Source organism: Alteromonas sp. (genome assembly GCF_984505615.1).
The window spans coordinates 88,308-103,873 of the sequence record NZ_CFHOXV010000001.1 but is presented as its reverse complement, the minus strand read 5'-3'; the positions used below and the strand labels follow the sequence as shown (position 1 = coordinate 103,873).

Annotated in this window: 16 protein-coding genes; 6 read left to right on the top strand and 10 right to left on the bottom strand. The window is 49.9% G+C overall.

Translation table 11 applies throughout. The annotated features are described in order from the left end of the window. Positions 1-3: 3 nt before the first annotated feature. Complete coding sequence (locus tag AC4PME_RS00460) at positions 4-777, bottom strand: IclR family transcriptional regulator (RefSeq protein WP_491044550.1); 774 nt, start codon at positions 775-777, stop codon at positions 4-6. Positions 778-1,037: 260 nt separating this feature from the next. On the opposite strand from AC4PME_RS00460, the gene AC4PME_RS00455 reads away from it, so the two are divergent. Beyond that, positions 1,038-1,676 carry an RpiB/LacA/LacB family sugar-phosphate isomerase gene (locus tag AC4PME_RS00455; protein ID WP_119502269.1) on the top strand — a complete coding sequence of 213 codons (639 nt, stop codon included), beginning with the start codon at positions 1,038-1,040 and terminating at the stop codon, positions 1,674-1,676. Between the two features lie 163 nt (positions 1,677-1,839). Here the strand turns inward: AC4PME_RS00455 and AC4PME_RS00450 are convergent, their stop codons facing one another. Genes AC4PME_RS00450 through AC4PME_RS00435 form a run of 4 tightly spaced genes read right to left on the bottom strand, consistent with a single transcriptional unit; the run spans position 1,840 to position 5,439 of the window. Further along, positions 1,840-2,427: a BON domain-containing protein gene (locus AC4PME_RS00450; RefSeq protein WP_119502268.1), complete on the bottom strand. Its 588-nt coding sequence runs from the start codon at positions 2,425-2,427 to the stop codon at positions 1,840-1,842. Next, positions 2,427-3,026 carry a phosphoheptose isomerase gene (locus tag AC4PME_RS00445; RefSeq protein WP_119502267.1) on the bottom strand — a complete coding sequence of 200 codons (600 nt, stop codon included), beginning with the start codon at positions 3,024-3,026 and terminating at the stop codon, positions 2,427-2,429. The genes AC4PME_RS00450 and AC4PME_RS00445 overlap by 1 nt, the downstream gene beginning before the upstream one ends. 54 nt (positions 3,027-3,080) lie before the next feature. Further along, complete coding sequence (locus tag AC4PME_RS00440; RefSeq protein ID WP_119502266.1) at positions 3,081-3,425, bottom strand: YraN family protein; 345 nt, start codon at positions 3,423-3,425, stop codon at positions 3,081-3,083. A 4-nt stretch (positions 3,426-3,429) separates the two neighbouring features. After that, positions 3,430-5,439, bottom strand: coding sequence for a penicillin-binding protein activator (locus AC4PME_RS00435; RefSeq protein ID WP_491044551.1), 2,010 nt, complete (start codon positions 5,437-5,439; stop codon positions 3,430-3,432). 212 nt (positions 5,440-5,651) lie between these two features. On the opposite strand from AC4PME_RS00435, the gene rsmI reads away from it, so the two are divergent. Both rsmI and AC4PME_RS00425 read left to right on the top strand, forming a co-directional pair. Beyond that, the gene (rsmI, locus tag AC4PME_RS00430) at positions 5,652-6,494 is read left to right on the top strand and encodes a 16S rRNA (cytidine(1402)-2'-O)-methyltransferase (protein ID WP_491044552.1); all 843 of its coding nucleotides are present in this window, start codon (positions 5,652-5,654) and stop codon (positions 6,492-6,494) included. A 102-nt stretch (positions 6,495-6,596) separates the two neighbouring features. Then, entirely contained in the window at positions 6,597-6,863 is a 267-nt protein-coding gene (locus AC4PME_RS00425) for a hypothetical protein (RefSeq protein ID WP_303572802.1), read from the top strand. Positions 6,864-6,991: 128 nt separating this feature from the next. Here the strand turns inward: AC4PME_RS00425 and nspC are convergent, their stop codons facing one another. From nspC to AC4PME_RS00405, 4 genes are all read right to left on the bottom strand, one after another. Then, the gene (gene nspC, locus AC4PME_RS00420; protein WP_491044553.1) at positions 6,992-8,122 is read right to left on the bottom strand and encodes a carboxynorspermidine decarboxylase; all 1,131 of its coding nucleotides are present in this window, start codon (positions 8,120-8,122) and stop codon (positions 6,992-6,994) included. Between the two features lie 14 nt (positions 8,123-8,136). Further along, positions 8,137-9,339: a saccharopine dehydrogenase family protein gene (locus AC4PME_RS00415; protein ID WP_491044554.1), complete on the bottom strand. Its 1,203-nt coding sequence runs from the start codon at positions 9,337-9,339 to the stop codon at positions 8,137-8,139. Between the two features lie 94 nt (positions 9,340-9,433). After that, positions 9,434-9,835 (bottom strand): hypothetical protein, encoded by a 402-nt coding sequence (locus AC4PME_RS00410; protein WP_119502260.1) that lies wholly within the window; start codon positions 9,833-9,835, stop codon positions 9,434-9,436. Positions 9,836-9,964: 129 nt separating this feature from the next. Beyond that, the gene (locus AC4PME_RS00405; protein WP_491044555.1) at positions 9,965-10,867 is read right to left on the bottom strand and encodes a 1-aminocyclopropane-1-carboxylate deaminase/D-cysteine desulfhydrase; all 903 of its coding nucleotides are present in this window, start codon (positions 10,865-10,867) and stop codon (positions 9,965-9,967) included. Between the two features lie 111 nt (positions 10,868-10,978). Here AC4PME_RS00405 and AC4PME_RS00400 point away from each other — a divergent pair, with 111 nt between their 5' ends. The 3 genes from AC4PME_RS00400 (at position 10,979) to AC4PME_RS00390 (ending at position 12,925) form a co-directional block, all read left to right on the top strand. Then, positions 10,979-11,509 (top strand): chalcone isomerase family protein, encoded by a 531-nt coding sequence (locus AC4PME_RS00400; RefSeq protein ID WP_119502258.1) that lies wholly within the window; start codon positions 10,979-10,981, stop codon positions 11,507-11,509. After that, the gene (locus AC4PME_RS00395) at positions 11,506-12,045 is read left to right on the top strand and encodes a DUF3833 domain-containing protein (protein WP_119502257.1); all 540 of its coding nucleotides are present in this window, start codon (positions 11,506-11,508) and stop codon (positions 12,043-12,045) included. The genes AC4PME_RS00400 and AC4PME_RS00395 overlap by 4 nt, the downstream gene beginning before the upstream one ends. Before the next feature lie 175 nt (positions 12,046-12,220). Further along, positions 12,221-12,925 carry a GNAT family N-acetyltransferase gene (locus AC4PME_RS00390; protein ID WP_119502256.1) on the top strand — a complete coding sequence of 235 codons (705 nt, stop codon included), beginning with the start codon at positions 12,221-12,223 and terminating at the stop codon, positions 12,923-12,925. Positions 12,926-13,081: 156 nt separating this feature from the next. Here AC4PME_RS00390 and AC4PME_RS00385 read toward each other — a convergent pair whose 3' ends face one another. After that, entirely contained in the window at positions 13,082-15,553 is a 2,472-nt protein-coding gene (locus tag AC4PME_RS00385) for a membrane-bound PQQ-dependent dehydrogenase, glucose/quinate/shikimate family (protein WP_491044556.1), read from the bottom strand. Between the last annotated feature and the right edge of the window lie 13 nt (positions 15,554-15,566).

Below are 15,566 nucleotides of genomic sequence, written 5' to 3'. Positions count from 1 at the left end.
CGGTCAGCCGTCGTTCTGACGACGCAATTGATAAGCATCTCTGTAGATACCACGGGCAGCTTCTTTCGTAAACTCTGCGACTTCAGGGACTGATGCCTGACTGAAAGTCACTGCCGGAGCCGTGATCCCCACTGCTGCCACGACAATACCGCGGTTGTCCCGCACCGGCACCGCCAGACAACGCACATTTTCATTCAGCTCCCGTTCGTCGACGGCGTAGCCGAGAGCCGTAATGCGCTGAAGTTCCGCTTCCAGGCTGGCTTTGTCTGTTATCGTGTAAGCGGTATGTCGTTCCAGCGGATGCTCTGCAATGTATAAATCCAGGTTTTCTCTGTACAAAAAGGCCAGAAACACCTTGCCGGTGGACGAACAGTGCATCTGAGCCTGTCCGCCGGGACGTTTCGATACCATCAGCGGGTTCGGGCTGTCGACGACTTCCACGATAAGCACTTTACCGTTATTGGGTACTGCAAGGTGTGCAGTATGACCACTTTTCAGTGCAAGCCGCTGAATGTGCGGGATTGCAAGCTGATGCATATGGTCTGCATTGATCATATGTAAACCAAGGCGTGTCAGTTCATTTCCGCAGCGGTAAATTTTTCCTTTTTTCTCCAGCATCTGCTCATGGCAAAGGGTACGCAGCAACCGGAACAGCGTCGTGCGCGGTAAATCGAGCTGCTGTTCAATGTCGTGCATGGTCATGCCCTGTGAAGAAGCTGCAAGTATGCGAAAGATCTGGCAGGCGTGAGTTACGCTGGGGATCAGGTATTTATCCATTATTCACCTTTTGTGCGTCTGCGGCCATGTCAATTTCGCTCTGGTGCAATGACATTCAAAAGAATGGCCCGGGAGGCGCTCTGAATCCGCAGAAACGCTATTGTACATGTTATTTCATAAGACGCCGACATTGCTGACAGGATGACCTTTGAGAGGATTTTTCCATATATGAAACGAAACGGCGAAACACACCGCCAGGCGTTTACTTTGGCGGGAATTATCGCCACCATTTCCGCCATAACTTTGTTTGGAGATTTTCCATGCGTATTGCATTAATGAATGAATTTAGTCAGGCGTCAAAAAACGCCGTTGTACTTGAACAACTTGAGTCTGTGGCTGCTGAGCAGGGTCACGAAGTGTTCAATGTGGGAATGAAAGATGATAACGACCACCGTCTGACTTATATCCATCTGGGTATTATTTCCGCTTTATTGCTGAACAGCAAAGCGGTTGATTTTGTTATTTCAGGCTGCGGTACAGGGCAGGGCGCGCTGATGTCACTGAACGCCTGGCCGGGTGTTGTTTGTGGCTATTGTATTGATCCTGCGGATGCCTATCTGTTTGCCCAGATTAATAACGGTAACGCGCTGGCATTGCCTTTTGCTAAAGGTTTTGGCTGGGGTGCAGAACTGAATGTGCGCTATATGTTTGAAAAAGCGTTTACCGGTGAAACGGGGCTGGGTTATCCACCGGAGCGTCGTGAATCACAGAATGCCAATGCCATTATTCTGAATGATGTGAAGGCGGCGACAAACAAGCCAATCCTTGAAGCTCTGGCAGCCTTACCTGAAGATTTACTGAAAACGGCAACCGGCGGTGCGCAGTTCCAGGAATGTTTCTTCAGTAACAGTCAGGACGAAGCGCTGAGTGCCTTTGTTAAGGAAGTGGTAAACAGTTAATCCGCGCAGCGGACAAAATAAGTTAAAAATTATCTGGCCCGGAAGCTAAAGCCGGAAATCAATAAACCGGATAATAAGTAACTTAATAAACGACTACTCATAAAAAATGCTGGCAGTGCCAGCATTTTTTATTTGTCTGTATCCGACCCGGATAAGCTGACGCTTACATGATCTCGAAGGCGCGGATGACCCGTGTAACACCATTCACGTTACGGGCAATGTCGACCGCATAGGTGCCTTCCTGATTAGTGACTCTGCCCATTAAAAACACTTCGCTGTTCTGAACAATCACTCTGACCTGCAAAGAAGGAACCCGCTCGTCGGCCACCAGCTTAGTTTTTACTTTTGATGCCAGCCAGATATCGTTGGCCTGTGTCGAGGCGTCAATGGGCATTGCCTGGCGGATTTGGTTGTGTACTTTTTTGACGTACTCTACTTTCTCCACACCGGCTATAGCTTCATCGATGAGGATCTGACTGGGAGCCTGTCCTGTGATGAGGGCGACACCGTTGTAAATATCGACCTGAAGATTTGCCCCTTTCTTCAGCGCTTCACTTTTGGACCACTGATAGGACACCTGACCTTCTGCGGTCTGGTCGTCCAACTGGGTACCGACTGTTCGCCGATCATTGGCGACTTTAGCTGTCAACGCGCCGGCTGCGCCGACGGCCACCACTGCGCAGCCCTGAACGCTGCTGAGCAGAGAAAATATAACCAGAGCGGATGCTGCCTTCCTTGTACTACACCACATTAATGTTCGTCTCCGTGATCTGCAGGGAATAATATATCATCTATACATTCACATAAATTGTGAATCACAAGTAGATGAACTTCCTGAATTCGCGCCGTTCTGTTAGACGGCACCCTGATTTCAACATCATGTTCACTGAGGAATCCGGCCATTTCACCGCCATCTTTTCCGGTCAGTGCGACGATAGTCATATCACGGGAAAGTGCGGCTTCCACGGCTGCAATGATGTTTCTTGAATTGCCACTGCTGCTGATGGCCAGCAGGATATCACCCGGTTGACCGAGTGCACGTACCTGACGGGCAAACACTTCATCATAACTGGCGTCATTAGCGATGGAGGTCATGGTTGAGGTATCGGTATTCAGTGCGATGGCCGGCAGGCTGGGACGATCCCTTTCAAACCGGTTAAGCATTTCCGATGAAAAGCGTTGTGCTTCGCTGGCCGAGCCGCCGTTGCCACAACTCAGAATTTTATTTCCTCTGATCAGCGCATCAACCATCATATACGCGGCTTTACCAATAGCTTCCGGTAATACCTCGATAGCAGAAATCTTGGTTTGAATACTCTCGGTAAAATTTTCTTTTATTTTTTCTATCATAGTATTTCACTGATCGTCCGCGGGCGTTCACGTTCTGCGAGCAACTCACGGTTTTCACACATTCTTAAGCCATTGTAACTTATCACCATCTAATGCTACCACATCCACTCTCGCGAGTGTGTGTATCGGGTTAAGACCACATGACAGTAAATAATGTTCAAAGGTGCGTTTGACTTTTCTGAGCTTTGAAGGCGTAACAAACTCTGCAGCGCTGCCGTAGCCGTCGTCATCACGATACTTTACTTCAATACAGACCAGGGTGTCATTTTCCCGCATCACCAGATCCAGTTCGCCGGTTTTCGCAGTGTAATTTGAGCACAAAAAAAGCAGGCCCTGTCCTTCGAGGTAGCTGCGGGCTGTTTGCTCAGCCCGTAAACCGGTATCTCTGGCGGTGGCCATAATATCAGCGTCCCGGTGCGGCAGCCTTTCCGGAGGAGAGCATTTGCACCGCTTCGTTGCTGATCACTGCCTGGGGCAGTGTACGTACAACATCGCCCTGACTGTTAATGCTGAGTGTACCGGTTAATCCGGACAATTGGGTTTGCGGTAAGGCCATCATGGATGGCATGTGAGGAAGCAGATTATAAGCGTCTACACCGAAGGCGAACAGCCTGGACATTTGCGTTGAACGCTGTGGCCAGAGGGTTTCTGAGCGGCTTTGCAAGGTTTGCCACTGATGCTGTGGCAACATCCAGGGCATGTCCAGGAAGCGTACATTCTGCAAATCACGCCACTGGTTTTTGGTGTCATCATACTCAATAGAACGGGAGGTGGCGAAAACCGGCACTGTCTGCCCGTTGAAAGGGCTCAGGCTGGCTTCTACCATGGGGTTCAGCAATTCAGTCTGCTCAGGCGATGCAAAAACAATGATGGCATCTACGTCCCGGCGGTTGCGGGGCACGTTGTACAGTTTTTCGTTAACCATGTACTCAATCTGCTTAATTCTGTCGTGACTTTGAGCCACGTCCAGCGACTGAGTAATGCCTTCACGCAGGCTATTGCTGTCGGTAAATTGCACGGTGGTTAATTTAACCTGTTTTCCCTGTGCTTTATTGCCATTTAATTCCTGCCAGCGGGTAGTGAACGCAGTCTCCATACGTTGATTGATGCTGTTCTGAGCAGAAACGACGATAGGCGTTTTAAATCCGTTCTGGTAAATATAATCAGCCAGCTGGGTTGCTTCATCTTCCGGCGCAAGGGCGAAGAAAGCTTGCTGAGAGGTGGCTGCGGGCTGAAGATTAAGGGCATTCCCGGCCTGTTCAGTGATGTCTGCCAGCGAAGGGACATCTGACGTCAACGTATTGCCTGTTAAACCTTGCAGGTTATCTCCGGCAGCTACCGCGTCGGCGCGGTTAAGGGCAAGCAGGTGGGTGCCGGCAGGGATACGGTGCATAATACCTTCGACATTTTCCTTCAATAGCGGCCCAATCACCCATTTGTAGCCATGTATTGCGCTAAGCAATTCATCCGCTGTTTTGTTCTGTGTATCAATAAAGTTCAGAGATACCGGCTGTTCACCTGCGCGCAGAGCACTGGCCTGGTCGTAATAAGCAGAAAGCAAACCTTCTTTAATTGTTGTGCCCGTTGCGCCAAGTTTACCGCTTAAAGGCAATAATACGGCTACTTCACGGGGGGGCTCTGTACGTAATTCCGCACCGGCAACGACACTGGCGGGCATATACTCACTGACCGGATGTCCGCGATAAACCTGATTGAACTGAACCAGTGCGCGGCTTAAGCCTGCCGGAGACAAACCTTCTGTTGCTGCCAGGTCATACAGAGCAAGGTAAGGCCGGAGTGTGGCTGAGGATGCCTGAGCCTGTTGTCGCTGAGACGGTGTGGCATGGTTAACCAGTGCCCAGATTTTCTCCACACTTTGTACAGAAGGTTCCAGTGATTCTGCATACGCTTCTGCCGCTCCTGTCCAGTCATGCTTGCGCTCAAGTATCGTTGCACGCAGCGCCTGCTGGCGGCGCTTCAGATCACCAATCGTAGCAAGAGGAGACAGCAGTGACAGTAATTCGTCGTCGCTGGCAGCGTCATCGCCGTTATACAAAGTTGCAATCAGGAAATTCAAACGAAGGCGGTTTTCTTCTGCTACGCCATCTTCTTTTAATAACAGCAGTATTGCCTGTGCTTTAGTGCTTTCATTTTCTTGCAGGTACAGGTCTGCGGCATCAAGCAGATAGCGGTTTCGCTGAATGGCATCATGGTTGTTCTCCCATGCAGACCGCGCTTTCTTAATCAGCGACTCCGGAGAGTCATCTATGTTCACTACAGATACCTGAGTGTTTGATTCAACCGGCGCGCGGGATTGCACGGTTTTAGGTGTACTGCCACAACCGGCGAGTACTAACGCGCTGGCAATGAGAGTGAGTTGTGAGAAGCGGAGGCAACCTGCAGACAAATTCACCGAAAATTCCTTCTGATGAGAAACCACGTCAGTGTAACGAAAACACACAGAAAATCTATGTTTGCAGCGATAAACTGTCCCTTCGTCATGCTACAATCCGGATACAACAGCTCCTGCCAGGCTGACCGGCGGGCTACGCATCCGCTGCGCCGGTTTCAGCGCTGCCGCTAATGTCAGTTACCTGCGCTTTTTATTTTGTATGAGATAACACTATGTCTGAACCTGCAACGCTCTATATTGTTCCCACTCCGATTGGCAACCTGGATGATATTTCACCCCGGGCATTAACCGTTTTGTCGGAAGTGGACTGGATTGCAGCAGAAGATACCCGGCATACTCATAAACTGTTACAGCACTTTTCCGTAAATACACGCACACTGTCTTTGCATGAGCATAATGAAGATAAACGCACTGCCCTGTTATGCCAGCGTTTAAAAGACGGGGAAGCTGTTGCTCTGGTCAGTGATGCCGGTACGCCTCTTATCAGTGACCCCGGGTTTATACTGGTTCGCCGTTGCCGTGAAGAGGGGATCCCTGTTGTGGCATTGCCCGGCCCGTGTGCCGCGATAACCGCGCTGAGTGCATCCGGTTTGCCCACCGATAAATTTATGTTCGAAGGCTTTTTGCCACCCAAAACCGGACCGCGTAAACAAGTACTGGAAGGGTTGAGCGAACGGACATTCACAACGGTGTATTACGAGGCGCCAAGACGGGTACTGGATACTGTACAGGATGTTTGTGAGACCCTTGGCGAACACCGTCATATTGTGCTGGCAAAGGAGTTGACCAAAACCTTTGAGACTTACGTTGATGGTGCAGCAAAGAAGGTGATTGAGTGGCTGCAGGAAGACCCGGTGCGTCAGAAAGGGGAATTTGTACTGATGATCAGCCCGGCGGCTGCTCAACAAAAAGCGTTGCCGCCGGAAGCATTATCACTACTGGCGTCACTTAAGCCGTTGTTGCCTTTGAAAAAAGCGGCAGCCATTGTTGCGGAACACTATAACCTTAAAAAGAATGCGCTGTATCAGGCTGGTCTGGAGATGGATGGGGAATAACCGGAAAACGGAGAAACACCCATCACGGATAAAGATTATTGATCCGCAGTTCATGCATGTGGATACAAATCTGCACAGTAAAAAAGGAAAACAGGAGCGACCATGATTGAAAAGACGTTGTCTATCGAAATCAACAAGGGAACATGGATGCTCGACGTAGTGGCCGAGCGTAATGATGACGGTGTTTATGATCTGATTTACCCGCATAAAGAAGCGAAGATCCATGTGCACGAAGAGCACATGTACGGGCTTGAGTACAGTATCAGTGCTCCGGAAGGGACGGAGTTTAAGATTCTGCTGGACGGAGAATTGCTGCTGGACGACCGCGTCAGCCACACCGGTATCTGCCGCGGTAGCTGTGTTATCTAACCTTCGTTCTTTTTCACCAGGGCGTCACGGATTTCCTGCTGTGAGCCCGCCGGCGGAGTTCAGCTTGCAGGCATAAAAAAAGACTGCTGATTTCTCAAGGCAGTCTTTTCGTTTATTACCGGCGCGTTTTAAGACAAACGGCCTTTAAAATCTTCGTAGCTGAACTGACGGATCAGATCAAAGGTTCCGTCTGACCGCAGAATACCAATCCCCGGATGCTCAACGCCGTTGAAGAAAGTGGTTTTCACCATGGTATAGTGGATCATGTCTTCAAACTGCAAACGGTCACCAATTCCCAGCGGTTTATCAAAGGAATAGGTGTCAATCACATCACCGGCCAGACAGGAGTTGCCGCCTAAACGGTAGTCGTGAGCTTTTTCGCCCGGCTCACCGGCACCCAAAATGGCAGGACGGTAAGGCATTTCAAGAACGTCCGGCATGTGTGCAGTGGCGGAAATATCAAGAATGGCAATTTTGCCTTCATTCTCAACAATATCGACTACTTCGGCGATCAATGGTCCGGTCTGCCAGGCAACGGCAGAACCCGGTTCCATAATCACATCGAGGTGAGGATAACGTGCTTTGAAGTCTTTCAGCGTTGCAATTAAATGCTCAACATCATAACCGGCACGGGTCATCAGGTGACCACCGCCCAGATTGAGCCATTTCAGTGATGGCAGCCATTTAGCGAACCGTGCTTCAATGGCCTTCAATGTGCGCTCAGTGGCGAAGGAATCACACTCACACAGGTTGTGACAATGAAAACCTTCAATACCTGTTAAATCCACACCTTCAAGCTCAGAAGCACGGATCCCCAGGCGGGAGCCGGGGGCAGCCGGGTCATATAACGGGGTATCAGCTTCCTGATGTTCAGGATTGATACGTAATCCCATGGATATGCCGCCCAGCGCTTCACGGTGGGTATGCCACTGATTGATGCTGTTAAACGAGATATGGTTGACCAGATTTTTCAGCTCAGCAATATCAGCCTGCTTGTAAGCCGGAGAGTATGCATGGACTTCTTTGCCCATCTCCGCGGCCAGTTTAGCTTCCCATACTGAGCTTGCTGTTGCACCGTGCAGGTAAGGTTTGATGATGTCAAAGCTGGACCACATGGAGAACCCTTTGAGCGCAAGAATAATACGCACGCCGGATTCATCCTGAACACGCTTCATCAACGTCACATTACGAATTAACTTTTCCTCTTCCAGCACATAACAGGGAGAAGGAATATCATTTCGCTGTGTTAAATCAGTCAACCTGTTGTCTCCAATTAACGTTTGAACGGACTTTCGTCACACTCAATAACATGCCACGGTAAACCGTGAATGTTCAGCTGCTCCATGAACGGATCCGGATCAAATTGCTCCATGTTCCATACGCCTGGTGCTTTCCACTTGTTTTGCAGCATCATCATTGCGCCAATCATTGCCGGTACACCAGTGGTGTAAGACACGGCCTGAGCGCCCACTTCTTCGTTACAGACTGCATGGTCACAGTTGTTGTAGATGAAGATAGTTTTCTCTTTGCCGTCTTTCACACCGGTAATGTAGGTACCGATACACGTTTGACCTGTATAGCCTTCAGCCAGTGAACCCGGGTTAGGTAATACGGCTTTCAGGAACTCCAGAGGGACAATTTTCTGACCCTGGAAATCAACAGGCTCAATGCTGGTCATGCCGATACCTTCAAGTACGCGCAGGTGGTTCAGGTAAGCATCACCGAACGTCATCCAGAAACGGGCACGTTTCAGGGTAGGGAAGTGCTTAACAATTGACTCCAGCTCTTCGTGGAACATGAGGTAAGATGCACGGACACCAATGTTCTGGTAATCCAGATCTTCACGTACGCTCAACGGATCGGTTTCTTTCCATTCGCCATTTTCCCAGAAACGGCCGCGCTGAGTGATTTCACGGATATTAATTTCAGGGTTAAAGTTAGTCGCGAATGCCTGACCGTGGTCGCCGCCGTTACAGTCAACAATATCCAGATAATGGATTTCGTCAAAGTAGTGTTTTGCAGCGTAAGCGGTGTATACGTTCGTTACGCCCGGATCAAATCCTGAGCCTAACAACGCCATAATGCCGGCATCTTTGAACTTATCCTGATAGGCCCATTGCCAGCTGTATTCGAATTTAGCTTCGTCTTTGGGTTCGTAGTTCGCAGTATCCAGGTAATCTGTCTTGGTTGCCAGACACGCGTCCATGATTGGCAGGTCCTGATACGGCAGTGCCAGATTGATCAGCAAGTCAGGCTTTACTTCGTTAATCAGTTTTTCAACTTCAGCAGCATTGTCTGCATCAACGGCATAAACCGCTTTTACGCGATCAGCTCCGACTTCTTTTTGCAGGGCTTCGCACTTGGATACAGTACGGCTGGCCAGATAAATTTCATCAAAATATTCTGGCAGGCGGGCACATTTTTTCACTGTTACAGCGGCAACACCGCCAGCACCAATAATTAAAAAGCGAGACATATTTTTATTTCCCGTGACGTTAGGTAAATTTGCGCTGAATGCTAGCAGACATCAACTTTTTGGCAAGCAAAGTTAGCCGGTAACCAGCAATTTTTCAGCCCGGAATTGGCGGGGATACTACAATCTTTTTCCCGACCCGGAAGTAGGGATACAGTAGCATAGTTTCATCGCCGTTTGGATGACCGGCATTGATGGCAATGGCGTTGAGTTGTTTGTGTCTGTCTGTGGTAACGGTAGCGGCATATACCAGCACACTGTAGCTGTCGGTGTCAGTGGTGGTATCGATGATTCGCCATTGAAGCTGTTCGATAAGGTAACTTTCATTTTCGCCGTGGCAACGGTCGTCTGCAAACAGGCAGCCGACGCGGCCATCTTCATAAATTGCAGCAAAAGGATACAACGCGCTGCAGTGAGGAAGCATAAGTTCACAGAGATGAAGTGAGCGGTTAACCAGCAATTGCAGTGGTTCGGGCAATTGTTGCGGATTATTAATCAATCTGGTTCTCCTGATAAAACATGTTGATTTTTAAGTATAAAAATTCAACGAAAAAGATAACCCTGCACAAAGTCTTTTAAATGACAGAATATGTGCATTGAAACGGGGAAAATGCCCGTTCAGATCACATCACCGTGCGCCCTGAAGACCTCCAGTATGCACTAATAACACAGCAGAACCAGAGGAAAATTGACCGTTGGCAATCATATCTTTAACGGCAGCAAACATTTTCCCTGAATAGACCGGCTCAACAGGTATGTTGTAGCTGCGCTGCATATCATTACAAAACGCTTTCAGTTCTTCCGGCGCTTTGCCGTAACCACCGCAATGATACTGATGATGAATCTGCCATGCTGGCATTACGGTGTCCGGCGGAAGCAGGTTTTCTACCAGAGATTCAAGGTACGCTTCACCTTTCAGCACTGCAATGCCTGTTGCGCTCTGTGGTTTTTTTAGTGCGGTAATTAACCCTGCCAGGGTTGCGCCGCTGCCCACGGGGACGATGACATGGTCAAATTCCACATCACATTCTTCAACAATTTCTGCCACCCCTTTCAGCGCGAGATGCTGACTGCCACCTTCCGGAATGATTACTGAACCGGGATAACGTTGAGATAAAGCCGAGAGCCAGTCAGGATCATCCCGCAGTTTGTAGGTTTTTTTATCAACGAAGCGGATGTCCGCCTGCCAGCGATACAAATCTTCCAGCATGGGAGTAAGGCTCGTTGAGTAATCTCCCCGCACAATCGCCGTGAATGGCAAACCAGACAATGCACATAAAAAGCCGCAGGCATGAAGATGATTAGAAAAGCCGCCACCAAAACTGATGATGCGTTCACAACCGGCGGGCAGAGCATTGAAGGTATATTTCAGCTTCCGCCATTTATTACCGGATATGACCGGGTGGATGAGGTCATCCCGTTTTATAAACAGATTCAGTTTATCCGCACCCGGCCAGTCAGGGTGGAATGATTGCAACGGTGAAGGCAGCAATAGCTCTCCGGTATCGTGCAGAGAAATTGGTGAGGTCATTAATACAAATTGTTCTGAACAGCTACAATAACAGATGTTAATGAATGATCAGGCCGGGTGCAAAGCTTGTAATCACTATTAGTTACCTGTTCCGGATAACGGAGGTTTCCCATGTTTACGAAAACGGCCGGTGCGCTGGCTTTATCTGTATTTGTGTATTCTGCCGCCGCAGAACCAGTTTCTGAGCCAGAGGGAGACTTCTGGCCGGACAAAGCAAAACTGGCCGGAGAATCACGGCTCAGCTATCTGTTCTGGGATGTATACGACATCAGGTTGTTTACCGCTGACGGTAGTTGGCAAGACAAGCGCCCGTTCGCCCTTGAACTCACCTACCTGCGCGATTTTAACGGCAAAGACATTGCAGAGCGGTCGGTGAAAGAGATGAAGGGGCAGGGGATCTCTGATAAAGCCGTTCTTGAACGTTGGGAAAAGGAAATGAAAGCGCTGCTTCCCGATGTTGAAGAGGGTGACCGCCTGACGGGTGTGGCTGACAGTCAGGGAAATACACAGTTTTATTATAACGACGAACCGCTGGGCAAAGTTGAGGAAGAGGCGTTTACTGACGCATTTTTTGCTATCTGGCTGGCGGAAAACACCTCAGAGCCTGCAGTTCGCAAAGCTCTGACCGGAGAGAGAAAATGAAATCAGTCTTACGTATTTTACTTGCTGTTACTTTTGCTACAGGACTGGCAGGTTGCGCCGGCGCGCCTGAAGGCGATACCTACCGTCAGCAAACGCCCGCATTCGATTTGTATCAGTTTTTCAGTGGTGACGTTAAAGCCTGGGGCATTGTGCAGGACCGTTCAGGTGAAGTGGTGCAGCGCTTCATTGTCGACATAAACGCCCGTCAGGAAGGCGATACACTTATTCTTGAAGAGGCCTTCACTTATCAGCTCGGTGACGGCGTGAAAAAGCGCACCTGGCGCATTACTCCGCAGGGAAATGGCCGGTACGCCGGTGAAGCGGGCGATATTCTGGGAACCGCAAAGGGCACCAGTTACGGCAATGCCTTCAACTTTACCTACAGCATGGATTTGCCTGTTGACGACACCACCTACGAAGTTGCCTTTGATGACTGGTTTTTTGGCATGTCTGAAGACACCATGATGAATCGTTCTTATATAAAGAAATTTGGCATCACCATGGCGGAAGTGACTATTTTTATGCAGAAACAATAGAGCTTTATAACTGCAAATTTCTGCATGCTGTTCTTTACCTGTTCTATACCGGTAAGTGGCGACTGAAATTTCAGTCGCCACCTGACTGCGCTTTAATGTGAAAGAATAGTGGCACTTACTACAGTTCCGGTGGTAGCGTTCTATCAGTTCAAATTAACCCCCGCAAAAGTACAAAATGAAACTGAATGAATACGGACAGCCTGTTGGCGATGCTTTGCCAGACTGGCAACCTGTGGAGCCGCCTGCAGCATTGCGCATTGATGGCAAGTTTTGCTGTCTGGAACGCCTCGACGCACAACGTCATGCTGAAAGCCTGTATCATGCTTTTCAGCAAAATGAAGATGGACGAAGCTGGACCTATTTACCTTACGGGCCGTTTGAGTCATTGCGGGAATACCGCGACTTCCTGCTCGGCATAGAGGCTAAAAAAGATCCTTATCACTTTGCCGTTATCGACAAAGTATCAGGTCATGCAGCCGGTACCGTTTCTCTGATGAGAATCGATGTGACAAATGGCGTAATCGAAACCGGCCATCTGATTTATTCACCTTTGATGCAGCGCACGGCGATTTCTACAGAAGTGATGTCGTTGCTGCTTGAATATGTGTTTATTACACTCGGATACCGCCGGCTGGAATGGAAATGCGATGCATTAAATGCCCCGTCCAGAGCAGCAGCGGAGCGTTTCGGCTTTACCTTTGAAGGCATTTTCCGACAGATGCTGGTCACACAGGGGCGAAACCGCGATACCGCATGGTATGCAATCCTGGATTACGAGTATGCAAAAATGCGGGCCGGATATGCAGCCTGGCTTGCGTCTGATAACTTCGATGCAGCAGGGCGACAAAAGCAAAAGTTAGCTGAATTTCTTCAAAACTAAAGGCTTGTGCCTGATGGCTGTTTAAGTTCCTCCGTGTGCCGGGTTTATCCCGTAAAAACAGAGACCGGTACATAAACTGGCAAAAGCTTTCCCTCACCGGCAGGCGGAGAAGGGAAGCTTTTGAGATTAGGGCAATACCCCCTTACTAAACAGCTATCACAGCTGCCCCGGTGTACTACCTGCACCGGAAGCATTGCGGGCGATGTTATCGGGCAAGGCATAAGCTATGACATAGTCACCCACCGGCGTTTCCATAAAATGGTGGCCGCCGGCCATGATCACCAGATACTCTTTGCCGTCCTGTTCATACACCATCGGATTGGCCTGAGCGCTGGTGGGAAGTTCATCCTGCCATACCGTGCTTCCGGTATTTATGTCGATAGCACGGATAAGCCCGTCAGTGGCTGCTGCAATGAAAATCAAATCACCGGCTGTCACCACCGCGCCACCGTTGTTTGGTGTGCCGATATTGATTGGCAGGTGAGAGGCAATGCCGAACGGACCATTATTACGGGCGGTACCAAGAGGTCTGTCCCACAGGGTTTTGCCGGTGGCGATATCAATGGCACGGATCCCGCCGTAGGGCGGTTCTTTACACAGTAGGCCGGTAAATGGCAGACGCCAGCCAGCATTCACATCAATACCGTAGGGCGTGCCTACCTGAGGATCGCCTGCACCTTCAGCGCCGCCTGCCGGACCACCGAACTTTTCATTCTCTTCTGCACGGGTCAGCCAGCCTTCTTTATCAACTATGTCGCGGGGAACGAGTTTGTTATACATGGGCATATCATTGTAATTGGCAATCATAACGCCGCGCTCAGGGTCGATAGCTATGCTTCCCCAGTCAGAGCCGCCGTTGTAGCTGGGATACTGGATCCAGCGTTGATTGACAGTGGGAGGCGTATACATACCGTCATAAGCGGCTTCCTGAAACTGGATGCGGCATGCCAGTTGATCAAATGGCGTGATCCCCCACATATCCTGAGCTGTCAGCGGTGGTTTGCGCAGAGCGTGATATTCACTTACCGGCTGCGTGGCTGAGCGCTCTTCCGGCTCAACACCACCCTGAGCCACTGGTTTTTCAGTCACCCCGGTGAGAGGCTTGCCTGTTCTGCGGTCAAGCACATACAAATCGCCCTGTTTGGATGGCAGCATCAACGCAGGCACCGTACCGTTTTCAACAGGGAAGTCGAGCAGAGTGACCTGAGAACCTAAATCATAATCCCACACATCGGCATGCACGGTCTGAAAATGCCAGACGGGCTTACCGGTGTTTACATCAATAGCGACCAGTGAGCTTGAATATTCATGCTCTTCTTTGCGGCGCATGGAGCTGTAGTAATCAGCAGTTGAGTTACCCATAGGCAAATAAACCAGACCAAGTTCGTTGTCGCCCGTACCTGTAGTCCACATGTTCGGTGTACCTCGGGTATAGGTTTCACCCTCAGGAGGAATGGTGTCTATGTCCGGGCGAACCATATCCCATGCCCATTTCAGTTCGCCGGTCACTGCATCATAGGCCTTAATGACGCCGGACGGTTCGTAGCGGGCTTGTCCGTCGATAACCTGATGGCCGGTAACAATCACTCCCTGAACAATGTTAGGTACGCCGGTAATGGCTACATAACCGTCGGGAGTTTCCCCCATATGCTCCTTGATGCTTACCTGGCCGTGGTCGCCAAAATCTTCGCAAGGTTTGCCGGTATCTGCATCCACTTCGATAATACGGCCGTCCAGGGTGCCTTCGACAATGCGGGCTTTACAGGTTGTCTGTCCTTCTGTCATCGCACTGGCCGGTGTGTCGTAGTAAGCCACTCCGCGGCAGGCGGCAGTGTAAGGAATATCTTTTTGATCCAGTCCGGCATCGTACTTCCAGATTTGCTTACCGGTTTTACTATCCAGTGCAAACATATTGTTCAGGCCTGAGCACAGATAAAGCCGGTCGTTCACTTTGATAGGCGTGGTTTCCGCTCCCCAGCTTTTTACGTCCATCTCGCCGGTTCTGAACTCCCAGGCACGGGTGAGTCCGGACACGTTACCTGTATTAATTTGTGTGAGGGGAGAGTACCGGGTAGCAGCATTATCGCGTCCGTAGGCCGGCCAGTCTCCGCTGGCAGGTTGATCCGCTTTATCAAGCTGACCGGTGTAAGTTGAAAATGAGGTTTTTGCTGTAGCGGGAACGGCATCATATTGATTAAAGCCGTAGGGAACAAAAGCGAGGGCAAAGGCTACAACAAAAATTGCCACAGATGCGCCGGCATACGTGTAAGACAACGTCTTACTGAATGGTTGTTTTAACCGGGGCATGGTTAAGGCGACCAGGAGCGCCAGCACCATCACCACATCAAGCCTGGGTACCCAGCGCCAGTAGTCCAGCCCCGATTCCCATGCGGACCATAAACCAGTGCCCAGCACAACCAGGCCATACATCCACACACCGGCACGTGATTGTCTGGCCAGAAGAAATGCAGATATCAGCATGCCAATACCCGCAAGAAGATAGTACCAGCTGCCACCTGCGGCAGCGAGCCAGCCACCGCCAACAAGCAATGGCAGACCGCATAAAACCAGCAGGGCAGACACAAATAATGTGTACTTGCTGGCAGAAGTCTGACTGGAAGTCGTCACAGTAAAATCCTTC